17 protein-coding genes are annotated in these 24,208 nt (G+C 48.0%); 8 read left to right on the top strand and 9 right to left on the bottom strand.

Annotated elements, in window-relative coordinates; all coding sequences use genetic code 11:
• Positions 1-39 precede the first annotated feature (39 nt).
• Together MJX74_RS09095 and MJX74_RS09090 are read left to right on the top strand one after the other, a co-directional pair.
• Entirely contained in the window at positions 40-1,239 is a 1,200-nt protein-coding gene (locus MJX74_RS09095) for a GGDEF domain-containing protein (protein WP_240222557.1), read from the top strand.
• A gap of 100 nt (positions 1,240-1,339) precedes the next feature.
• A complete protein-coding gene (locus MJX74_RS09090; RefSeq protein ID WP_240222556.1) occupies positions 1,340-1,957 on the top strand; it encodes a TetR family transcriptional regulator in 618 nt (205 codons plus the stop codon).
• Positions 1,958-2,038: 81 nt separating this feature from the next.
• Here MJX74_RS09090 and MJX74_RS09085 read toward each other — a convergent pair whose 3' ends face one another.
• The 5 genes from MJX74_RS09085 to MJX74_RS09065 all read right to left on the bottom strand — a co-directional run bounded on the left by MJX74_RS09085 (position 2,039) and on the right by MJX74_RS09065 (position 8,668).
• Entirely contained in the window at positions 2,039-5,188 is a 3,150-nt protein-coding gene (locus tag MJX74_RS09085; RefSeq protein WP_240222555.1) for an efflux RND transporter permease subunit, read from the bottom strand.
• A 15-nt stretch (positions 5,189-5,203) separates the two neighbouring features.
• Positions 5,204-6,358 carry an efflux RND transporter periplasmic adaptor subunit gene (locus MJX74_RS09080; RefSeq protein ID WP_240222554.1) on the bottom strand — a complete coding sequence of 385 codons (1,155 nt, stop codon included), beginning with the start codon at positions 6,356-6,358 and terminating at the stop codon, positions 5,204-5,206.
• 242 nt (positions 6,359-6,600) lie between these two features.
• The gene (locus MJX74_RS09075; RefSeq protein WP_240222553.1) at positions 6,601-7,002 is read right to left on the bottom strand and encodes a hypothetical protein; all 402 of its coding nucleotides are present in this window, start codon (positions 7,000-7,002) and stop codon (positions 6,601-6,603) included.
• A 37-nt stretch (positions 7,003-7,039) separates the two neighbouring features.
• Complete coding sequence (locus MJX74_RS09070) at positions 7,040-7,186, bottom strand: entericidin A/B family lipoprotein (protein ID WP_240222552.1); 147 nt, start codon at positions 7,184-7,186, stop codon at positions 7,040-7,042.
• Positions 7,187-7,369: 183 nt separating this feature from the next.
• Positions 7,370-8,668: an ABC1 kinase family protein gene (locus MJX74_RS09065; RefSeq protein ID WP_240222551.1), complete on the bottom strand. Its 1,299-nt coding sequence runs from the start codon at positions 8,666-8,668 to the stop codon at positions 7,370-7,372.
• Positions 8,669-8,845: 177 nt separating this feature from the next.
• Between MJX74_RS09065 and MJX74_RS09060 the strand changes: the two genes are divergently transcribed.
• The 5 genes from MJX74_RS09060 to MJX74_RS09040 all read left to right on the top strand — a co-directional run bounded on the left by MJX74_RS09060 (position 8,846) and on the right by MJX74_RS09040 (position 13,617).
• On the top strand, positions 8,846-9,442 hold the full coding sequence (locus MJX74_RS09060) for a class I SAM-dependent methyltransferase (RefSeq protein WP_240222550.1): 597 nt from the start codon (positions 8,846-8,848) through the stop codon (positions 9,440-9,442).
• A gap of 2 nt (positions 9,443-9,444) precedes the next feature.
• Complete coding sequence (locus tag MJX74_RS09055; RefSeq protein WP_240222549.1) at positions 9,445-10,968, top strand: HNH endonuclease signature motif containing protein; 1,524 nt, start codon at positions 9,445-9,447, stop codon at positions 10,966-10,968.
• A 50-nt stretch (positions 10,969-11,018) separates the two neighbouring features.
• Positions 11,019-11,813, top strand: a complete 795-nt coding sequence (locus MJX74_RS09050) for a hypothetical protein (RefSeq protein ID WP_240222548.1) — start codon at positions 11,019-11,021, stop codon at positions 11,811-11,813.
• 167 nt (positions 11,814-11,980) lie between these two features.
• Complete coding sequence (locus MJX74_RS09045) at positions 11,981-13,300, top strand: type II toxin-antitoxin system HipA family toxin (protein WP_240222547.1); 1,320 nt, start codon at positions 11,981-11,983, stop codon at positions 13,298-13,300.
• Complete coding sequence (locus tag MJX74_RS09040; RefSeq protein ID WP_240222546.1) at positions 13,297-13,617, top strand: helix-turn-helix domain-containing protein; 321 nt, start codon at positions 13,297-13,299, stop codon at positions 13,615-13,617. The genes MJX74_RS09045 and MJX74_RS09040 overlap by 4 nt, the downstream gene beginning before the upstream one ends.
• Here MJX74_RS09040 and MJX74_RS09035 read toward each other — a convergent pair.
• On the bottom strand, positions 13,595-14,221 hold the full coding sequence (locus tag MJX74_RS09035) for a hydrolase TatD (RefSeq protein ID WP_240222545.1): 627 nt from the start codon (positions 14,219-14,221) through the stop codon (positions 13,595-13,597). The two genes, MJX74_RS09040 and MJX74_RS09035, sit on opposite strands and share 23 nt — an antisense overlap.
• Before the next feature lie 61 nt (positions 14,222-14,282).
• A complete protein-coding gene (locus MJX74_RS09030; protein WP_240222544.1) occupies positions 14,283-16,307 on the bottom strand; it encodes a S9 family peptidase in 2,025 nt (674 codons plus the stop codon).
• 711 nt (positions 16,308-17,018) lie between these two features.
• On the opposite strand from MJX74_RS09030, the gene MJX74_RS09025 reads away from it, so the two are divergent.
• Positions 17,019-18,851, top strand: coding sequence for a hypothetical protein (locus MJX74_RS09025; RefSeq protein ID WP_240222543.1), 1,833 nt, complete (start codon positions 17,019-17,021; stop codon positions 18,849-18,851).
• A 416-nt stretch (positions 18,852-19,267) separates the two neighbouring features.
• Here MJX74_RS09025 and MJX74_RS09020 read toward each other — a convergent pair whose 3' ends face one another.
• Together MJX74_RS09020 and MJX74_RS21945 are read right to left on the bottom strand one after the other, a co-directional pair.
• Positions 19,268-23,008, bottom strand: a complete 3,741-nt coding sequence (locus tag MJX74_RS09020) for a hypothetical protein (protein ID WP_240222542.1) — start codon at positions 23,006-23,008, stop codon at positions 19,268-19,270.
• Positions 23,009-23,372: 364 nt separating this feature from the next.
• Positions 23,373-24,119, bottom strand: coding sequence for a DCL family protein (locus MJX74_RS21945; protein ID WP_420851397.1), 747 nt, complete (start codon positions 24,117-24,119; stop codon positions 23,373-23,375).
• Positions 24,120-24,208 lie beyond the last annotated feature (89 nt).

The raw sequence follows: 24,208 nt of genomic DNA, 5'->3' as shown, positions 1-24,208 counted from the left end.
CTTATTAACGATACCGATTAATTATCACCGAGGTTTTGGGTGCATTTGTTTGTTCTGTTACCGCTGTTGCTGATCCTGTTACTGCAATGGCAGTTTGCGCCGCTGGCATCGGCTATCAGTGCCCTGTTTCCTCACATTGTTTATACCATGCTACTGCTAACCACCATGCTGGCCAGCCTTATGCGGCAATGGCACTGGCTATATGGCCTTAGCCTGCTTGGCAGCCACTATTATGTAGTGCAACAGGCACTTCAGGGCCCGCTAACCGAGCCTGCTACTGCGGCCCTTAGTTTTACCTTGCCGCTATTGTTCACGGTACTGATGTTATTGCTGCAATTGCAGCAAAAACCGCAATTACTTACCCCGCGCGGGGTATTATTGCTACTGCTGATGTTGCTGGCACCACCGGCATTATTATTGTTACCACTGGCCGATTGGCTGGCATTGTTACCGCTGCCCGCAGCCTTTTTCCAGCCAGTATCGGCACAATTTCTGCTCAGTTGGGGCCAGTTATGGTGGATGGCAGTTATCGCTGCCTGTTGGTTGGGGTTATTAAATTTTTATGCTGCTAACAGCCAGCGCTGGGGCCAGTTTGCCGCCTGGTTGGCCATAATGCTGTTTTATTTGTTGCTCCAGCAACCGCAAATGTCAGGCTGGATGACATTGGCTGCCAGCTTAAGTTTATTACTCAGCCTGGCCAGCCAGATGCTGCAGCTGGCCTATATTGACGAGCTAACCCAGTTACCACAGCGGCGCGCCCTGCTAAGCCATTTAAGCCGCCTTGGCCGGCGCAGTGCGGTAACAATGCTGGATGTTGATCACTTTAAAAAATTTAACGACACCTACGGCCATGATGTTGGCGATCAGGTATTAAAACTGCTGGGCGCTTTGCTTGGCAGCGAACGCGGTATGAGCGCCTACCGCTACGGCGGTGAAGAGTTTACGCTGGTATTCCGCCACAACAATAAAGATACCCTGGCAGAAAAACTTGAGCAGGTACGCACAAAGGTTGCAGAGTACCCACTGGTGATCCGCCAGCAAACCCGGCCGCAAGACAGCAAGCAAGGCAAACAACAGCGCGGCAATACGCCAGGCAGTAAAACCGTGCATGTCACCATTAGCTTAGGCTGCGCCATCCGTAACCCCGGCGAAACCACAGCACAACTGCTAAAACGCGCCGACGAAGCGCTATACAGCGCCAAAAAAGCCGGCCGTAATAAGGTGGCTTTTGCACGCTGAAATCTAATAACCCTGATACCACTTTAGGTTAGGCCCCAACCGGCAAAATATGGTAAAATTGCTGCCGTATTACGCAGATAACAGGGTTAAAAGACAACAAATGGCAAGACGTACCAAAGCCGAAGCCGAAAGCACCCGGGCAGCTATTTTAGATGCCGCAGAAGTGTTGTTTTTTCAGCACGGTGTATCGCGTACAACACTGGAAAAAATCGCCGTGGCCGCCAATGTAACCCGTGGCGCAATTTACTGGCACTTCCAGAATAAAGCGGATTTATTCAATGCCATGCTGGAGCGGGTGCGCTTACCGTTTCAGTCGTTGTTAACTGAAATAGATAATAATCCCGGTGATAATCCTTTTAATCAAATCCGTGATTTAATGATTAACGGCCTGCAGCTTATTGCCTCCAGTGATCAACACCACCGCGTGCTGACTATTGTGTTTCACCGCTGTGAATATATTGATGAGCTAAACCCGGCAGTTACCAAACAGGATGAGCTGGATGAGCAAGCCGTTGCGGTAATGCAGCGGGCTTTTGAACGCGCAGCGCAGGCAGATTTACTTCGTGATGGTATCTGCCCCTATCTGGCGGCAACAGCTTTGCATATGTATATGGGCGGCATTATCAGTAACTTCTTACTGCGGCCGCAACAATGCGACTTACATCAGCATGCCGGTGCGCTGGTAGATGCCATGCTGCAAGGCTTGAAAAAGCCATAAAAAAACCGGCAATTCAGCGTGGGACCGAAAAGCCGGTAAAGGTACAAACTTAGCAGGGCAGCATTGCTGCCCTGTGTTCATTTAAGACTGCTTCACCACTTTGCTATCATCTTGTCCGGCATCATCCTGCTGCGTGTTTTTGGCTTTTGCTGCAAACACCCGCATTATCACCAGATAAAACACCGGCACCAGAAACACGGCCAATACGGTTGCTGAAATCATGCCGCCCAGTACACCGGTACCAATGGCATTACGGCTGGCCGAACCCGCACCACTGCTGATAACCAACGGTAACACACCTAAAGAAAATGCCATTGACGTCATAATAATGGGCCGTAAACGTAAGCGCACCGCTTCTAATATGGCATCTACCAGCGCTTTACCCTGCTGTTGCAGTTCACGGGCAAACTCAACAATTAAGATGGCGTTTTTCGACGCCAGCCCCATAGTGGTCAGTAAGCCTACCTGGAAGTACACGTCGTTACCCAGGCCGCGCATATAAGCGGCTGTCAGTGCACCAACAATACCCAGCGGCACTACCAGTATTACTGCAAAAGGCACGCTCCAGCTTTCATACAGTGCCGCCAGACACAAAAACACCACCAGAATAGATAAGGCGTACAATGCCGGTGCCTGTGAGCCAGACAGTTTTTCCTGATACGAGGTTGCCGTCCATTCAAAACCAATACCGTCTGGTAATTGGCCAATTAACCGCTCCATGGTGGCCATCGCATCACCCGAGCTGGAGCCCGGTGCCGGTTCACCCTGAATTTCCATTGCCGATACACCGTTGTAGCGCTCTAACCGCTGCGGGCCGTATACCCAGTCGCTGCTGGCAAAAGAAGCAAAGCTCACCATTTCGCCGTTGCTGTTACGCACATGCCAGCGTTTAATGTCTTCCGGTGTCATCCGAAACTCAGGCTCAGCCTGCACATACACTTTTTTCACCCGGCCACGGTCAACAAAGTCGTTAACGTAGGTAGAACCCCAGCCAATTGACAGCGTTTGGTTTATATCGCCAAGCGACACGCCCAGCGCCTGCGCTTTTAGCTGATCCACGTTAATTTGTAACTGCGGGGCATCTTCCATACCATTTGGCCGCACACCTACCAGGCCTTGCTCTTGCGCTGCCATACCCAGTAACTGATTACGCGCCTTCAACAGTTCTTCGTGCCCTACACCACCACGGTCTTGCAAAAACAACGAGAACCCCGTTGCCCGGCCCAGCTCGGCAATAGGCGGCAGGTTAAAGGCAAAAATCTGCGCTTCTTTTACCGTACTGAAAAAGCCCCAGGCGCGGCCAATAACCGCCTGCACGCTATCTTCCGGGCCACGATCACCCCAGTCAGCCAACCGCACAAACGCCAGGCCCATATTCTGGCCCCGGCCGGCAAAGCTAAAGCCCGATACGGTAAATACCGATTGCACCGCAGCCTCAGAGCCATAGTGCTCGGCCACTTTATCCATTACGGCCTCAGTACGCTCCTGGCTGGCACCGGTTGGCAGTTGTACCAGAGATAAAAATACACCCTGATCTTCTTCCGGCAAAAACGAGGTGGGTAAGCGCATAAACATAAGCGCCATAACGGCAACAATAGCGCCATATACCAGCATCGACCGCTTAGGCCGCGCCAGCATGCCGGCAACACCGCGCTGATAATTACGGTTGGTGCTGTCAAAACCCCGGTTAAACCAGCCAAAGAAACCGCCCTTGGCCTGATGATCGCCCTTAATGGGTTTTAACATAGTGGCACACAGTGCCGGGGTGAAAATTAATGCCACCAGCACCGACAACGCCATGGCCGTTACAATGGTAATAGAAAACTGCTGATAAATTGCCCCGGTAGCACCGCCAAAAAACGCCATAGGCACAAACACTGCCGACAGCACCAGGCCGATACCAACCAAAGCGCCGGTGATCTGGCCCATAGATTTACGCGTGGCTTCTACCGGGCCTAAGCCTTCTTCGCTCATTACCCGTTCAACGTTTTCAACCACCACAATGGCATCATCTACCAGCAGGCCGATGGCCAGCACCATACCAAACATGGTTAAGGTATTAATGGTAAAGCCAAACGCCGACATCACACCAAAGGTACCCAGTAACACTACCGGTACCGCCAGGGTAGGAATTAACGTAGCGCGGAAGTTCTGTAAAAACAGATACATCACGAAAAACACCAGAATAATGGCTTCAATCAGCGTTTGCACAACCGAGCTGATAGATACTTCAACAAAGGGCGTGGTGTCGTAAGGGATCACGGTAGATAAACCGGCCGGGAAATACGGCTCCAGCTCGGCCAGCTTAGCCCGTACCGCATTGGCAGTATCCAGCGCGTTAGCGCCGGTGGCCAACTCAATGGCTAAACCGGTGGCCATTTTGCCGTTATAACGGGCAATAACCGAGTAATCTTCACCGCCCAGTTCAATACGGGCCACATCAGACAGCTTAACTGTCGAGCCATCGGCATTAACCCGTAGTAAAATCTGGCCGAACTCTTCCGCCGATGTCAGCCGGGTTTGCGCCAGAATAGCCGCATTAAACTGCTGGCCCGGCAACGCCGGAGCACCACCTAACTGGCCGGCAGTTACCTGGTTATTCTGCACCTGAATAGCCGACGTAACATCGGCCGGAGTCAGCTGAAACTGGTTTAACTTATCGGCATCCAGCCATACCCGCATCGCGTACTGGCTACCAAATACCTGCACATTACCTACGCCAGCGGTGCGGCTTAACGGGTCTCTTACGTTGGCAACCACAAAGTCGGATATATCATCACGCGCCATGCTGCCATCTTCAGAGATAAAGCCCACCACCATCAAAAAGCCGCCGTTAGACTTAGCTACCCGCACGCCGTTTTGCTGCACTTCCTGCGGTAATAACGGTAACGCCTGTTGTAGCTTATTTTGCACCTGTACCTGGGCAATATCCGGATCGGTACCGGTTTCAAAGGTCAGTGTCAGGCTAACATTACCGGATGAATCGGTATTGGCCGACATATACATCAGGTTATCCAGGCCGTTCATCGCCTGCTCAATGACCTGGGTTACCGCATCTTCTGCCGTTTGCGCCGCAGCACCACGGTATGAAGCACTGATACTGATTGCCGGTGGCGCTACGCGTGGGTATTGCTCTACCGGCAGTTGTTTAATCGACAACACCCCGGCTAACATAATTACTATTGCAATTACCCAGGCAAAAATAGGCCTGTTAATAAAGAAATTTGCCATCTGCTACTCCTGAGTTTACTGCGCAGCAGTATTAGCGGCGTCGTTTTTAGTAGCAGCTTGCGCCGTAACCACTTTAACCGTGGCACCCGGCTGCACTTTTTGCAGCCCGGCCACAATCACTTTTTCACCCGCTTTAAGGCCCGACAGCACCTGCCAGCTTTGCTCAACAGTACGGCCGGTTTCAATAACGCGGGCTTCTACTTTATTTTCGCTGTTTACCAGCATTACCGATGCCTGGCCTTTAGGCGTGCGGCTCACCGCAGCTTGCGGCACTAACAGGGCATTATCATCGGTACCGTGGTGCAGGCGCGCCCGCACAAACATGCCTGGCAGTAAATCGCCGGTTTCATTCGGAAACACCGCCCGCAGCGTTACCATGCCGGTGCTGGGGTCTACGTTCACTTCAGAAAACTGCAGGCTGCCTTTGTGCGCATATTCACTGCCATCATCCAGCAATAAATCTACGCTAACCTTTTCGCTGTTGTCGCCGCTGTGCTGGCGTTTTAACCGCAACAACTCGCTGCTGGATTGGGTTAAATCAACATAAATCGGGTCTAACTGGCGGATGGTAGCCATTATCTGAGTTTGGTTTGCTGTTAACAGCGCGCCTTCAGTAACAGCAGAGCGGCCAATCTGGCCGGCAATCGGCGCGGTAATTTCGGTGTAATTCAGGTTAATCTGCGCGGTTTGCAGCGCGGCTTCACTGCTGGCTACTGCGGCATCAGCCTGCATCAGCGTAGCCTGGGCATCATCAAAATCCTGTTGGCTTACTGCTTTGCCACCGAGCAAACCTTTAAAACGGTCGGCTTTAAGCTTGGCATTGTGCTGCACGGCTTTGCTGCTGGTAAGGTTGGCTTTGGCATTGGCCAGTGCTGCCTGGTAAGGCGCGGCATCAATTTTATACAGTACCTGGCCCGCTTCAACCAGTTGGCCTTCAGTAAATAAACGCTGCTTTAAAATCCCGTTCACCTGCGGGCGGATCTCGGCCTGGCGATAATCCGTAGTGCGGCCCGGTAATTCGGTAGTTAACGCCACAGACGACTTGCTTATTGTGACCACCTCAACCTCGGGTGTGGCTGCACCCTGCGCTCCGGCTTGCTCCGGCTCGCTACAGGCCACCAGTAACAAGGCCAGCACTGATGCACTTAACAGCTTAATATTTACACGCATACAAACTCCTGTGAGACACTGCCCCAACACGCTGTGCACAGCATAGGCAGAATAAGACTGGCAATATACATACAGGCTTGTATGTAATCAAGCGTGAACTAATCGTTGCGCGACCAACGGTGCAAAAACGCTGACCAACAGCAATAGTGTCCAGTATAGTCTCGTCAGAGTAAAACGGCAGTGGCGCCAAGCAGCTGCAATAACAGCCCTGCTTTAGCGCCTTTGCTGGTGAAAACCGCCGGTTATTGCGAAAGCGGTTCTGCGTCGTTTGGGGCTGATATTACCGGCCGTGCGCCACCCGATGGCTCAGTATTTGGCAGCCGACGGGCTAACCAATGCTGAATAGTGGCATTTGCCAGTACTGCGGTTGTCTCAGAATACACCGGCCGCGGGTAAGCCTTCTGGTCCAGGGCCTGAACCATATAAGACGACCCGAAAAATACACACGCTCCCAAGCCAACGGCTGCCAGCGCGTTTTTACAATCATCGTTGTGGCGGGTAATAAAAAACAACATCAACATGGCACAACAGGCCGCCATGTAAACTGCGACATAATTAAAAACATTATTACCGACAACCACACCAACGGTATAAATGGCCAGAAACACCAACACGGGTGCAGCTAACATAAATGTAGATTTCATATACCTGTACATGGTGTAAGCTCCTGTCGTTAAGTTGTTAATTGTCGTCTGCTGCGTCTTGAATTTCTTCGCCGGCAGTTTCGATGTCTTTACCGGCCCCTTCAATAGTGGCGCAAGCAACAACGGAAACACTTAATAACACAACAAAAAACGATGCCAGCCAACGGGGAGTTTTGATATTCATGGTTGTTCTCCAGGTTAATGTTATTAAGGTGGCGCAATAGTCGCGGCTACCTTGTATTCAACCTTAGCTAAGCAAAAAACAAACCAAAAATACTACATTGTTTTTATTGAACTTTTTTAAAATACTCTGCTCACCTTATTTGTAGTATTTACAATAGTTCGGGATTTTTTTCCTACCGGCTGTTTAAAGCGGTAACAGGGCGCGTACATTAACTCTGGCTTTTAACCGCGCCGCCAGTAAATACAGGCCGGCAATTTTGCGGTGTAAAAAAATGGCATCGGCCGGCGGTGCATGCCAGTAATTCTGCTGCAGGCTAAGGGCGGTGCCAGCTTCGCGCAGGCGCAGGGCTAAATCGGTATTGCCAAAATCAAACACCGCATCCTGCATCAGTGGCTCACAAGCCATGGTTACCAGTTTCAGCACGGCCTGCTTTTGCTCTGGCATTATCTGCTGGCTAAAAAAACCAATATCACTTAATGCCTGCGCTATTGCGGTATTATCGTGCGCCAGTGCGGCAGTAAATAAACGCCGGTAGCCCTGGATAAATTGCGGGCTGTAGCGGCGGCAAGCGCCAAAGTCCAGCAGCACCAACTGCCCTGACGCCGTGTTATACAAATAATTGGCAAAATTAGGATCGGTTTGCACCAGCCCAAATTCAAACAGCTCGCGAAACAGCAAAGCAAGTAATAACTGCATTACCCTGTCACGTTCTGCCTGGCTGTGCTCTACAAGCGATTCCACCGGCACACCGTCAACAAAGGTCATCGCCAGTATATTGGCCGTGCTTAGCTCTGCTATAGGTTCAGGCAATAAAAAATCGCTGTTACCAGCCAGCAACTGCCGGTACTCATGCAAATACGCCGCCTCTTGCAGGTAATCAGCCTCGGCTTTTAATTGCAGCTTGGCCTCTTGCAGCAGGCTTTGATAATCCACCCCGGCGGGCAGCAAACCGCTAATGCGCAGCAGCGTAGCCACATTATCCACATCGCTGTCGATACTGTGTTTTACACCGGGATACTGAATTTTTATCGCCAACCGGCGGCCATCGTCATGATAGGCATGATGCACCTGGCCAATAGACGCCGCCGCTAACGGCGTAAAGGTAAAATCAGCAAAATGCTGCTGCCAGTTATCGCCCCAATCGGCCTGTAACACAGCGGCCAGTTGCTTTACCGGCATAGGGTTCGCCCCAGAGCGTAACCGGGCCAAAATATCGCTCAGCGCCGGTGGCAGCATATCGCCGGCATCCATCGACAATAACTGCCCTACTTTCATGGCCGCACCACGCAAATGCGCCAGCTGATCAGCCACCCGGCGCACATTCGCCGGTGTCAGCAGCATATCGGTTTTCGCCGGTACTTTACCCTGCGCCAACTGCCGCGCGCCTTCAGCCAGCATGCCACCGGCAACCCGCCCCGCCAACGACGCCAAACTGCCCAAACGGGAAAAACGATGCGCCGGAACCTTAGACCCTGCCGCCATAAACACCCCAAAGTTATTCAACAGTTAAGCTATACGCCAAAGCCGTGGGGTTAGTTTGTTTATATGTGGCAAAACTCAAATGACGGCTGATAGTTGCTTAGGTTTATCTCTAAGCTTTGAAACAGTATAAAACACAGGTAGTATCAAAGCGTTTGTTGCGAAACCACGGCCAGATAAATGTCATCTGAAACAATAGATTATTACAACCAGAATGCGGCTGACTTTGTTTTAGCAACCGATCAGATTGATATGACTGCGCTATATAGCGAATTTCTGCCTTTGGTTAAACCCGGCGGCCATATTCTTGATGCTGGCTGCGGCAGTGGCCGCGATGCCAGCTATTTTAAGCAACAGGGTTTTACCGTCAGTGCTTTTGATGCCAGTGCAGTAATGGCGAAAATTGCCAGTGGGCGCTTACAACAAACTGTTGCAGTGCGTAGCTTTGAACAGTTGGATGAAACAAAAACCTTTGATGGTATTTGGTGCTGCGCCAGTTTGCTGCATGTAGCCAGGCAAACCTTGCCTGATGTTTTCTCGCGGTTACAACGCGCACTTAAACCGGGTGCAGTGCTGTATGTGTCGTTCAAATATGGTGACTCAGAGCGTGACGTAAATGGCAGACGTTTTACCGATATGAATGAGCAACAATTAACAGCGCTGGTCGCTAACATAGCAGGGCTAAGACTTAACAAAACCTGGCTTACGTGCGATCAGCGGCCAGAGCGTAATAACGAAACCTGGCTTAACGCCATACTGACAAAGAGCGCGGTTTAGTTATGGCAGGTATGCAGCAGCAACTTGATTTTATTGCTTATATCCAGCGCATGCTAAATGAAGGCGACTTTAGCGCCACCTATAAGTTTGCCCTGTTGCATGCTATTGCCGATGTCTGCGTTGAACACCCTCTACAGCAACCGGACAGCGAACTGGTGATCACGCTGGATGAACTGGTGGATAAATTTATTCTGCTGTACTGGCACCATGCAGTGCCGTTTGCCAGCGGTAATAACGGAGATGCGGCACTGCTAAAGCAAAACACCGGTAAACAATCGAAAGTGATCAGCGTTTTGTATCAGTGTCAGCAAAATGATATCCGCAATATCCGCCAGTTAAAGCAAAGCCGGTATTGGAAAGAAATTTACCGCGCTACGCTGGCAACGCTAAAAGACGGCCCGTTGTGGCGCCTACAAATTTTGTCCAAGCAGGCGGAATGCTTTTTATATCCGCATACTGATAACGGCAAACTTATTAAGCTAAACACAGGCATCGCCTATTCATTCCGCCGCTTTTACGATCTGGTGGTGTATCTGGCAAAAAATGCCTGGCTGCAAAAAATTCAGAGCATTAAAGACAATCAACAACTGATAGGCCCGCAAAGCCAGTTGCAGCAGTTTTTATTTGGCGTGGATCGTAATGCACTGAATAAAGCACGCCCGGTATTAATTGAAATTCAGCGTGGCCTGTGTTTTTACTGCAATAAACCACTGAATAATAACAGCGCCGATGTTGATCACTTTATTCCCTTCGCCCGCTACTCTACAGATTTAGGCCATAACTTTGTAGCCACTCACAGCGCCTGCAATAACAGTAAACGTGATCATTTAGCGGCGCAGCAGCATAGGGACAATTGGCAAGAACAAAACCTGGTACTTAACGAGCAACTGCTAAGCAAAGAACTGGGCGCTTATTTTTATTGCGACGCGGTAAAGTCGCGCGCGGTAAGTGATTGGGCTTACGGCGTTGCTCAAGCTAATGGCGCTAAACTGTGGTTAAGTAAAGATGAGTTTGTTTATGCTGGCACCACACAACCTACTGTCACCCGGGTTGCAGCAAGCCCCATTAACGCAGCCAATGATGAGACAACTTCAGTTGCAGGCACAGCCCTGACACAGCTGCGTTACTTTCCCAATATCAAAATCGCCTGCGGCCACTTTAAAACCGGCGATGCCAGTGACGTTGATTATCTTCATGCCCCTGCAAGCTTTGGCAACCTGAACCCGGACAAGCATTTTCTGGCCCGTGCCAGCGGCAACTCAATGAATGGCAGCAAAAACCCGATATTAGATGGCCAGCTACTGCTACTTGAGCTGATTAGCCCCACCAGCGCCGGTTCATTGCAAAACTGTACCGTGGCGATAGAGCGTCAGGATATAAGCGGTGATAACCAATACCTGCTGCGTGATGTGAAAAAAATCGCTGACGGGCAGTATCTGCTAATGGCAAAAAACACGGATTACCCGCCACTGCCAGCCGATGAAAATATGCGCACCTTCGCCAGGCTAAAAGGTATAGTTGAATAACCCAACACCTAAACCCAATTTAGTTATAATGCTCAGCTTTGGACGCTACTATGGCCAACGATACCGACTACAACCTGCTTGTACCCACCCGTAGCAACCACTTTAACACCTGCTATTACTGCGGCTGTATTGCCGCTACGCATGACTATGCGCCGCCGCAGCAGTATTTGGAGTTTTACCTGGCCACGCGCGAGGCCAGTGAGTTTTTAAAAATTCCGGTTTGTAATGAGTGCCACGAGCTGGTTAAACCCTGCAAGGCTGGTACTTTGGATGAGCGGCACAAATTTGCCAAAACCAAACTGGCTAAAAAGTATGCCAAGGCGCTGAGCATTTACGAGATGTGGACGACGGAAGAGTTAGCCGGGTTAGATTTTAGCCTGCGCCACAGTATTGAAGCGGGCTTAAAACTGGGCGCGGAAACCACTGAGCGGCTTAACTTTTTTGGCTTTGACTATGAAGCCGGTGGTGTTAGCCAGTTGGTAGCAGATACCGCGCCGCTGGTGTTTGACGTGTTTGGCGAGAGCTTTGATACGTTTCGTGAAGCGCTGGATTTTGCCAGTAAAGCCTACCGGATACCGAAAAACGCCTTAAAAGAAGCCTTTGCTGATAACGGCAACAGCTTTGAGCAGGCGATCCAGGCAGTTCACCAGCAGGTGGCCGAAAAGGAATTTAACCAGCAGCTAAAACAGCAATGCGCCGCCTTTGCCAAACAGCATAAACAAGCGGTGATTTTTGTGCATAAACAGGTAGAGCGTTACCTGAGTGAAAACGCCGATATGACGATAACCGAAGCACTGCAGCATTTGTATGACACCAGAGTAAAGCCGGCCGCCGCCAGGCATTAAACTTAATGCCTTAACCGCGCTGGGTTTAGCAAGACAATTACTTGTCTGATATATCAGACAAATAATTGTCTTTTTAGCAAAATTGCGCCTTATGTTAGACAAAAAATTGTCCTTTCTGCTTTTTTGTACGCTATATTAGACAACAGAACAGCAGCAACAGGACATTTATGCAGCTTACACTACAAGCCTTTAATGATGGCCACTGGCAGGATGCTTTTGTTATTACCATCGCCGCCCCGGAGGCAGGCAAACATAGCCGGGTATCTTTGCAGGCCCGGACAACATACGCCGCAGCTTATTTTGATGAGATGGGATCACGTAGTTTTTCGGTCATGTACCCGGTTAACCCTATGGACGTGTACAGCTTTAACAGCTGGCCCGGCGTGTTTGAAGATATTATGCCGATGGGCTACGCCCGCACACTGTGGCTGGATATGCTGGGCCTGCAGCAACAGCCGCTGGCAGTGCAGGATCTCACCTTGTTGCAAGCCGGCACGATTGCCCCTGTGGGTAACTTACGCCTGAAAGAGTCTGTTGAAATGGCCGTAGTGCAACAGGTAAATGCACTGGAGCAGATGCGTTTTGAACAGCAGCAGGTAATAGAGCGTGACCATGACTTTTTAAACTATGCCAGACAACGCGGCGCAGTGTCGGGCGGCGCAACCGGTGCCGGTGGTGCCGCACCTAAATTGTTGGTCAGGCTAAACCCGCAGCGCGAGGTATGGATAGACACCCTGCAAAACGATAACAGTGCTGACGCACATTATCTGGTGAAATTTCCACGCGGTAACACTGCGATAGACCAGGATATTTTGCGCACGGAATACCACTATTACTGTGAATTGGCAGAGCTGGGGTTTGCCAGCATGGACGTTGCCAAACTGCAGCTGCACGAAGGTAGCAAACAGCCCTCGCTTTGGTTGCCGCGCTTTGACAGGGAGTTTAATGCCGATGCTGTACAACGTTATGGTGTTGAATCTGTGTTCTCGCTGTTAAATAAACCCGCTGGCAGCCATTTGAAACATGAAGAGGTATTAAAGGTACTTATTCAAGTGGTTAACAGCCAAACTGCGGCAGAATTAACCGCCGAATACCTGAAGCGTGACTTGTTAAACGTGGTATTTGGCAACTCTGATAACCATGGCCGCAATATGGCGGTACTCAAACATGCGACGGCGGTATCACTGGCCCCCATTTATGACTTTGCCCCCATGAAGGCAGATCCGGAAGTGGTAATGCGTACAACCCACTGGAGCAACACATTTGAGCGCGGTGGTGATATTGACTGGCTGGGGTTATGTGACCACCTGGCCTGTTATGGTGAACCTGAATTGTTTAAAACCGAATTACGCCAATTGGCCGCCAAACTACAGCACTTACCAGGGCGCCTAACAGAGCGCGGCGTGCCTGCCAGCATAATGCAGATGCCGGTGATGGGCTTTGCCTATCTGGAAACCAGGCTGCAGAAGTGGGGGTTATTGCCATGACAAAAGCTAAGGCCACTACCACAATAGATCGCTTTGCATTAAAGCAACGCCTGATGCAGCAAATGCTGTCTGGCAGCACAACTCTGGGCCAGATTGGTAAAGCCTTACGCACCGAAGGCTTGCAGATGTCACAAACAGACGTATGCAAACTTACCGGTTTAAGCCGCCAGGTTGTCAGCGATATAGAAAACGATAATGGCAACCCGCGGTTAGATAATTTACGCAGCTATTTTAAATTGCTCGGATTAGAGCTGGCGGTGCTGCCACGCCAGCGCACTGAACTGGATAGCTTGCTTAAGCCCCCTGCTGAGGTTTAACCACAAACTGCCGTGCGCCTAAATCCAGCGCCAGCGCGCGCAGTTCGCTTTGCTGTTTTACCGGCGCATAGGCAAAGCAGCTGACCTGCAGGCCGGCTTCGCTGGCAGTATGAATAAACTGGCATACGTCGCTAAAACCCAATTGTGTTGGCTTTACCGCTTGCTGATAGGCTGGCGGGTTAGTAGCCGGCAGGTAAATTTCCAGCCGCTCTACTTCCAGCTCAAGCAGCTGTTGGCATAACGCCGCAGCCTCGCTTGGTGCTACCAGGCCATAACTGACCAGCGTAACTGGCACGCCATGGCGCTGCCGTTTAAAGGCAGGCAATACCTGCGACAACAGATCCAGTTGCAACAGCGGATCGCCAATACCGGCAAAAGCCAGGCCTTGTAGTTCAAATTCGGTAGAGGCCTGTTGCTCGTAACCGGCCTGATAGGCTTGCTCTGTGGCATCCAGCAATTGCTGTGCGGTGGGCTCGGCAGCAAGTTGCGCCAGCAGCGGTTCGTTACCCGCCAATTGCAACAAGGATTGCGCGGCCGGTAGCCGGCTGCCGCATTGCAGCGTTAAACGCTGATGATCAAAATAATGGTAAGGCGATGATGACATTTATATCTCCAATGCAAGTTGAAACCATAAACGGCGCCCGCAGGCGCCGTGATATTAAGCCTTAACGTGCGCCGGGTTCGGCGAATTTGGTCATCCAGTCTTTTACCTGGTTGTACCAATAAATGGAGTTATTCGGTTTTAAGATCCAGTGGTTTTCATCGGGGAAGTAAATCATCCGCGATTCTACGCCACGGCTTTGCAGCGTGCGGAACAACTCAAACCCCTGGCCTACCGGTACCCGGTAATCCAGCTGGCCGTGGCTCACTAAGGTTGGCGTGTTAAATTTGTCGGCGTGGTAGTGCGGCGATATGTTTTTGTAGATGTCCGGGTTTTCCCAGTAACCGCCAAAACGGGTGGAATGCACGGCAAAATCGGCCGCCATTTGCGAGTACATATTGTATACCGCAGCATGAATAAGCAGCGCTTTAAACGGGTGCTCGGTGCCCAGCAGCACTGAGGTTAAATAACCGCCGTAACTGGCACCACCGGCTACCATGCGGTCGGTGTCGATCCAGCTTTGGTTTTCAAACCATTTGGTGGCTGCCTGTATATCGGCTAATGGCTTGGTGCGCCAATCGGGGTTTATCGCATCGGCAAACTCCTGGCCAAAACCGCTTGAACCATGAAAATTCGGCCAGGCGGTAACATAACCCCAGGAGGCAAAGGTCTGGGCATTCCAGCGGTAGCTGAAGCTGTCACCAATGGCATTATGCGGCCCGCCATGTATCAGTAAAAACAGCGGGTATTTTTTGCTTTTATCAAAGCCCGCCGGGTAATGCAGCCACATCTGGATGTCTTTACCATCGGCACCTTTATAGGTTACCGACTCATAACTACCCAGTTCGGTGTTATGCAGAATATCGTCGTTAAAGCTGTCCAGCCGGGTGGTTTTGCCGTTACGGGCATCTACCGTTACCAGCCGCGCCGGATACATAAAGCTGTCGTTGGTAGCAACCAGAGTATTGTTGCCCGCTAAAACCGGCTGGCCAAAGCTGGTGGCTTTGGTAATGGCGCGGGTTTTACCGCTTTTGGCATCGATATGGTACAGGCGCTGGGTGGCGGCATCGTCGATACTGCTGTAAAAACCGCGGCTGTCGGCTGCCCAGACAAAATTACTGACTGAACGGTCCCAGTTGTCGGCTAACTCACGGCTGGTTTTTTTTGCCAGATCATAAATAGTTAATTTGGCGGTATCAGCATAAAAGCCATGAATGCGCTGGCGGGTAAAAGCCAGGCTTTTGCCGTCCGGGCTGAAACTGGGGTTAGCATCCGGCGCCTGATTGTCGGTAGTGAGGTTTTGTGCGCTGTCGCCACCAATGCGGGCCAGAAAAATATCAATTTTGGCATCTACATGATTGTCCCAGCCGTTGGCAGTAAAAGCGATGTACTGCTCTTTGCTGTCAATATCGTAGCTGGACGCACTTTGGCTGGCACGCGGTAATTCATAACCCAGTGGCTGGGTAACGGCCTGCACCTCACCGCCGCTGGCAGCTATACGAAATACATGCGCCTGGCGGTTTTCGTCTATCCAGTGGTCAAACTGCGAGTAAGGCAGCGCATTCCACTGCCGGGCCGACACTTTTTTATCTTTTTCGGCTTTTAGCTGTTCACTCATCTCGTCCCAGCTTTTATCCGGCCAGACACGGCTGATAAAATACAGGTGTTTACCCACCCATTTAATACCATGCACACCCGTTGGCACTTGCGTTAAGCGCTGCGCTTCGCCGGGTTTACCCATTGGCAGCAGATAAATTTGCCCGGTATCGTCTTTGTCGCGCTGGCTGATAAAGGCTAAGGTTTTGCCATCGGGCGAAAAAGTGGCTTCGCTGGCACGCAGGCCTTCGGCGCTAAGCGGTGTTTGCTGTTTGCCATCGGCACTAAACAGCCACAAGCGGGTGTGGCCTTTATCGGCTTTAACATCATATTTGGTTACCGGCGCAACAATATAAGTGCCATCGTTCGATGCCACGGGCGAGCCTATGCGCTGCAGTTGCCATAAGCGCTCTACGCTCAGGCTGTTGTCGTCCTGTGCCATGGCCATAAGTGGCAGCAGGCACAGCATCAGCATAAGGTGCAGTTTTCTCATCGGTGAAACTCCCTGGTTATTATTAGTATGATACCGGGGAAGATACTAGCATAAGGCAGCAGCCTGTCAGCTAAGCGTAAGACAAACGGCGGCTTTAAGGCTGTTAGTGGTGTAAGGGTAACCGCCGCGATTACTCGGGCTATCCTGCCCTAGCCCTTCGGGCCAGCTAAGCTGTTCTAATGTGCTCCAGGCACATTAGTGGTCGAACGACGCGCTCTCATCGGGCTAGGTGTCAATGTCGTTTTAAGCATAACTTGAACTTTTTGAATTAAATAAAATCAGTCACATACGTGCATTTAAAGCATAAATTGAACTCAGCAATTTAAACCATAAAGTGAACTTTTCATGCTCCTTCAGTTCCTTTCCCGTAATTAAATTACTTTACTGAAAGCCAATCACAATCAAGCTGTAGGTCTTTGAAATTAGGAAGGAAAAGTCAAATCAATCAAAGTGTTTTTCGCTCTCACTTGAAGTTCTGTAAATAAGTGTACTGCTTGGTAGGCGGAATAATCTGAGTAGCAGTAATAAACGAAAAAGGAGAAGCGCTATTCACGCTTCTCCTTAAAGGGTTGGTCTCGATCCTTCTCGGGACTAGCCTCAGTCAGAAGGGGAGACCGTTTTTTTCTGTAGTAACAGTGATTTATTAGCAAAACACTGCATTAATAAGTTAATGTACGATTAAGTATAACAGAATTAGGGCGTAGAACAAGAATGCGTTTAGATTCCAGAATCGAAAGAGCAAACCTTCAAACCCAACAACTTTTTTTTATCGAATGCTGGTCAAGCCTAACTAGCTTACACAGCATAGATTCTGACCGAGTTACTTATAACAACGCTTTAAACGCAACAATTGAACTACTCGAACTGTACACTCACGGCGATAAATATAAGGCAGCAGATAAGCGCAGCCATGTGATGACAGAACTGCTAGAAATTTTTCGATCTGACTTGTGCTTTACTCATGCAGAGTTTAAAGAGGTGACAAGCCAAATAATATCTCTCTGTGATAATAAAGATCTTAAAGACCACAATACTAGCCCTATTGAAAAAAAGCGCCTCCTGATTAGTAGCCTTCTCACTCAGTTTAAAGAAAAAATCCTTTTGAGTTATAGATCAGTAGCCATTAATGTTTTACGAGAAAGATTACTTCACGGTGAGAAGTCAGACACTGAAACATTAACTGAAATTTACCATACAACCAACTTACTCATAAGCACACTTTTAACGCTGGGAATGCCCATTTCTGAATGCTACCTGCTATCACGGAATTATCTTCGAGAAAGAACAGATACATTTGAAAATCAATTCCAGCCTTTCACTCAGAAGATTAGCGCTGAAGATCGTCAAATAACCATTACTCTTAGACTACTCAGTGAACGGTTACACTCACTTATTGGAAGTACCGGACAGTCATTTGAATTTAAAAATTGTAGATTTGAACAAATTCCATCTGATAAAAATAACATGGTTTCGGTAGACATCGTGGTTAACACAATTTCATTCAGCGCTGCTCGTCAAATTGCAGAATCGGAGTTATACCGAGCGCTGGATGTTGTCGCATACATGATGGGAAGAGACGAGATTAAAATAGAAAAAAAATACCGAGCATCCACTATAGAGAATGATATCGAACACACAAAAACGCTACCACATTTCGATAAACAACTTGTTAACGCATCTGATCGTCTAAACTCGGACGAATTTTCTTTGTATATTAGAACTATGTCTAAGTTGTACAAAAATGCTGAAATAAATACGGTTCGGAAAGTCAGTTCAGCCTTTAGATTCTTTAGAAATGGAGTACTAACAGACGGAACACCTGAGAGTCGCTTTACAGCGTTTTGGTCTGCATTAGAATCGCTAACTTTGGGAGTTGCGACTGAAAACCTTACTCATGACGCTCACGTAATTCACTCTGTTTTACCTTGCATAGGGTTAGACTACCCCGTAAAACAGCTATTTGCTTTAAGGGGTGTAGCAAAAGCACTTCAGTGGGAATCATTCCAGATCAATGGGCAAGAAGTTGATTTAAGAACTTTAAACCTAGCTGAGCTTTACTGCATCTTAAAATCACAAGCTACAGTAGACGAGTTGAACAGACGCTTAGCACAATACCCATACGCAAAATATCGATTCAGTCAGCTAATTGAGTTATGCCAAACACCTTACCAGCTTGGTCTAAAAATTCAAAAGCACAGAACAAAAGTAGAAATGCAAATCCATAGGATATATCGAACTCGAAATGCAATTATCCACAATGCTGCAACTCCAGACAGGCTAGAAATGTTGATAGTTAACTTAGAGCATTATCTGAGAAGCACATTAAATTCTATGGTTTATATGATGGATAGCGCACCTTCAATTTCCTCACCAGAAGAAGCATTTAATAGATATCAATTCCAAGCAGAACAAATTCTAATTGAATTAGATCCATCTCTAGGTGTTAAGCAGAAAGATAGAGAGTCAATAACTAAGCAAATTATTAATGGTAACGTTATCGCCAAAGACGAACTTTTAATCAAATGGCTGAAGATGCACAACTAAACTCTTGTAGCAGTTTAGGCCGCTCAGACACGATCCAAGCTGCAGCAACTGAAAATGCTATAAATATGCTGTAAAATTTTCTATTGGACACAAAAAAGGCCTCGATTTTCAGCTAAGATATTGATTTATATTACGAACTAGCCGCAATTACTCGGGCTGTCCTGCCCTCGCCCTTTGGGCCAGCGAAGCTGTTCAAAAGCACTCCCGGCTTTTTTGTCGAACGCACGTTCTCATCGGGGAAGGTATCAATGTCGTTTTAATCATAAAGTGAACTTTTAAATTTATAATATATAAGTTACCTGGATTTTTTTGAACCATAAAACGGACTCTTGTTTTTAAGCATACAATGAATTTCTTTATTGCTTACTATACCTTGAAGTGACTTTATGATCACTATACGAGTAAATACCCAATTTTCAAGGCAGAGGAGACTTCAGATTCAACAGTTGGTGGTACATGTTGATTGGCTCACCATTGAGGTAGCGGGTCTCTTCGTAGTACCAAGCTCTTGTTTGGGGTATTTTCATCTCCTTCCGTCTGAAATTATTGGGCCTGTCGATGTCAAAACCTTTATATTTCAATTCACTTACATAATTTTCATATTCTGAACATAGTTTGGGGAAATCTTCTGTCGAAGTGTACACCACAATGAATATGGGGCTTGCTCCTGTAGAGTTATATCCACAAACCTTGTCAAGGTGCTTCCTGATTACCTGTTTATCGATAGTTTTTCCTAAGCGGAATGCCTCAATAATTGAGATCAAATGCCCCTGACCATCTTGAATCCACCCGTCCGTTTCTCCAACTCCATCTTCCGAGGCCGACAAGCCTATACGTGATTGATCATGTATTTTCCAACTAACAAAGTTCATACGCTGCCTGATCAGAGATACGAGCCAGTCATTGATCATGTTCTCATCGTCCAACGGGATTATAGACGTGGAATTCGAATAGGCTTTCTTCCTCAGCAAATTTCCACTTCGCATGAGAAGCTCGTTGCCGACTTGCTCAATAGTTTGCAGAAGATAAGGGTCTATAGAATTGCTTGGCTCCATCAGAATCTGACTTTGATCAGCTGCGTTCAGATCTCTGATCCTCAGCCAACTAACCCTTAAATCCTCTTGGGTTGATTTAATTGACGATGTTTGCGGATGTTCAAGTTTAAAATGAATAGGAGCTTGTTGGTCAAGCAGGCCTTTTTTGATACTATTCAGCGCATACAACGCAGCGTCTGGTAAATCGTTAGATTCATTAAGTAATTCATTAATATAACTTATTGCCTCTTTTCTGCGGCCAGACTCTATCAAATATTCTGCTCGTTCGGCAGCAAACTGATAGCTTTCTCGTTGTCGACTGGTAGCAATCCCCCAAAATTCACTGAACTCATCCAGGCGCGAGATTTTCAAGCAAAGCTGAAGGATGCAGCGCAAATCGTCGTCCGGTAACACAACGTTTGTAGATGTTTGATGTGATTTCTTGAAGATGTCAGTCCAGATTTTAAAATAATCTTCCAGCTGTTTATCAGATTCATCAGTGCTGGAAGCCGATAAGGCGCTCTTTATAAGGCCTGTTGCATTCTGGAGTGTCGGGGAAGTTTTGACTAATTGGGCGAACTGTTTTACTGAAGTATTGTTATCTATTGTCATGTTAAGGCTGGCAATCAAGTAGGATTTAAACTCCTGAACAGCCCTAACAACTTCTTTCTCCGTATACTCTATTTTGAAATTGCGGATCGATTCGATTTTATCATGGACGGGTAATGCTACGTTCTCAAAGATTTCTTTCAGCTCGATTTTTCCCGTCAGCTCGTCGATTTTGTTTTTATGGACCTTGTGAGCATTTTTCCAGATAGAGCCTAAGAAATATTTAGCTATTGAGATGTATCCGTTGTTAGCAGCTTTAATCACTATGTCAAAAATTTCAGGTACCCAATTAGGTGATTCCTTTTCTAATGTTCGACTTTTGATGATTGTTTCAATCGACTCTCTACGCTTTCGTGTATCCGTCTTTTCTAAAAGAATAAACAGAGCGCTCATAGGCACAGCGGATGAGCTCAGTGCTATTAGAAAATTATTGTATGGCTTGTCGGTAAATTCATTTGTTAATTCACAGAAGGTGGGCCAAAGGCGCAAAGGGCTGTAGTCAGAGTTATCATTTGAATAGTTGAACGCGCCCGAATATTTGTCGTGGGCAAAGCCGAACTGTTGCACTAGCATAACAAGTTCCGTAGCTATGTGTTCTCTTACGATGTAGTCCTGTGCACCTCTATATAATTGGAGCAGCACTCGGAAATGCAATCTGACTGCTGAGTTCAAATTCCTTGTGTCTTTATGCGATAGCTCTACTTCTTGATCATAGTATGCCTCCAGCGCCAAGATCCATTTGAATCGCAGACCTTTAGATGCGCAAAGCAAGAGCTGGCTCCAGCTCAACTCATCGAGTGCTAACGGATCATCACTGCTATGTGATTGATTACTAATCCTCATTTGCAGTTCGCGCAGATAACTGGATATCAATACTTCGCAGAGTTTCTTAGTTATCGCATTGCTTGTCTGGTTAGAGTGCTTACTGGCGAGTTCAAGACACCAGAACAGAACTATCCACTCTCCGATAGGTGTTGGATTCGATTGCTTGTGAATGTCTGTGAGACGCCGATTGATGATGTCACCCAAGAGTAAAAGATGATTGTCGAATAGATTTTGTCTACAACCCGATTCATTGATATATATTATTGATTTAATTGTATTTTTCAAGCTTGGCAGGCGAGTATCTGAAATTGTAAGTGTTCGTGAATTTCGGCTAATTTCGCGGCGAGTGAACCAAGCGACCATTTCGCAGATTGCTTCAAGCGCTTCAGTTGCGTACCTGTGGTCAAGCTTTTCATGGCTGTAACAATAGACCTCCAGTCCTTGCATCCAAACTAAATCTTGCCAAATCCTCTCATACGCCACCTTGTCTGAAATTGGGCGCGCAGATCGCTCAATATTTCTATAAAGCTCTATCAACCCTATATGATTGGTCGGCCTATTCGAGAGCAAGAAACACAAGTAAGCAGGGAGAGATATATCAGCAAATAGAAGGTTCAATAGTTTGGGCGCGTTACTGGAAAGAGCGATCAATTTTCTTGTTATAGGGAAGCTATTTTCTATGGAATACACATTCTTCTCGTGCTTAATAATTAGCCAAACTAGCCGAGCTGATATGCTATCTGGCTCATGAAAGTTTCTTAGCCAGCCATCCTCAAACCAAATCTTTCCTTCAAGTAACGTGCATGGCTGTCTGCTCGCTAGATTGTCAATTACCTGCGCTAACGGATTGAGGTTGAGCGTGTCATGGTAAATTGCTTCGGCCGATGTACTCGCAGCTTGTATTTGCGTCAGTGATTCAATTCCGTTGTGGCTGATTGCCATCTCTGTGGCGCAAGCCCTCCAACTATCACGCAAACTTGTATCTGACACTATATGATTGAAAGCGCATTCAAGGAACTCATCTATATCAATACCGTGTTCAAAGTCAATTTCAAAAACATACGATCGATCAGTAGCTACACACATCTTGATCGTGTACTCAGTGAAAGCTTGATTGGGGTCGCTAGTTGTTGCTCGTAAACTCTTCCATAGACATGTTCCAACACCAAAGATCTCATTGTGGTCGAATGATATCCTCACGTACTCACCTTCTGAAATTAAATATTCCGAGAGGATAGTGAGGGTATTAGGCTCAATGTCTTTTTTATGTAACCTTAGATGCGGTGATACCAGATCATCATACCCCAAACGGATAGCGTGCAAAAAAGAAAGTGCATTCAATTGATTACGAAGGAAATTAGGCATATCTAGGGATGAATCCGTAGCTCTTTGAATGCACAAGTTGTCGTTAGGAAATCTAAGTAAACCGACGACTTCAAGGTCTTCAATTTTGACCGGATACGCTAAACAATACTCACCGCCATCGATGGTCGGCCAAGGTTGCCTTTCTTCAATTAATGCTTTAACAACATTTCTGGTTAACGAGCTAGGATAGATCTGTGCACTGAAGATGCATTCTGCAAGCATTTCTTGAATTCTAGTAGGTGCTGATGACGAGAGATTTAGATGATTATCTTTGTAAAGGCCCAGCTTTTTTTCCAAATCTTTGATTAACTCGTACGAACTCATATGACTTCCATATCCTAAGGGTTTGCGTCTCTTAACTGACACCGGCCCCCGAGCTTACTGCGGATTGCTTCAACAGGACAAGGTGATTTGAACGCACAAATTGCTCTTGCAGCAATATGCTGTACAGCATTTTTCAAAGGATACACATGGGGAGCATCATAGTTTCCAGCAGCGATATAATGCCCCTTGCGACAAACCTCAGTTACTCAACGTTCTAAAACCATCTTAGACTAGTGCTGAAAAGTCCTGTTTTTGTGACTGGCAATGCAACCAATTTACACCGTCGGTAGGTATTAACGATATGCCCGAAACCAGCCGCTAGTTCAAACCTCATAAGAAGAATTGAACCAGCGTCCGCAGATGATCAAGATAACCGCACAGGCCGTGCAACCTTCGGCCGGCGCGCCGAGCTCGCAGTCTGAAGGTTTGCTTCCCGGCTTAGAATCCGAAGGACTGCTTGATCATGGTGGAACGCTCGGAATGCTTCAGTCACTAAGTTATCCACGAACGTTGACGTGGTCTGAGCGTCAGCAGGGGTGGAAATAATGCCATCAGGAATGTCCCTCGACCACCCCCTGGCAGCCCGAAATCCACTCACTATCTGCGAAAAATACGGCCATGCGTGGTCAAGGTGTGCATCGTGAATGCTAACCATTTTTCCGGTCAACTCGCACTCGACACGTCTATGATTATCGCCGTACAGCGCAAACGCCCCTTTCTTGGCGAGGACTAACTCCAATGCAACCGCCTGTCTGCATGCGTTGTAAAAATCTTGAGACTGCCCTTTCGGTTTGCCCTTGACTGCGTCGATGTACGAGAAGTCAGTTTCAGTACCATCCTGTCGAATAATCCAGAATCCAGCTGAGCTCCAGCCTGTCCCAGTATTCAGACGTCGCTCAAAGTGTGCAATCTGGCCAGCACCTTTTGTGGGCTCCCCAACGGCACTGAGTACCGGGTCAAAACGTTCAATGAGCGCTACCAGGTCAGCGTGGTCAGCTAGGTCTACGATCCGCTGGCCGTTCTGATACCGGTGAAGCAGAGCCTTAAAGTGGTCGAGGGCGCGGCCCTGAGTGCTGAAGCTCCTTGAGCCGATTACAACCGGTTTAGCCATTTTTCGTTTATCCTCAACTTATCAATCACTACTCCACAGCTGCTCGTCATCCTGGGTAGTGGCCCAGAAATCATCAAACAGCCCCAATT

Source organism: Rheinheimera hassiensis, from assembly GCF_022436675.1.
GTDB lineage: Bacteria > Pseudomonadota > Gammaproteobacteria > Enterobacterales > Alteromonadaceae > Alishewanella > Alishewanella hassiensis.
Note: the sequence above shows the minus strand (reverse complement) of the source record. Positions and strands in the feature narration are given on the sequence as shown.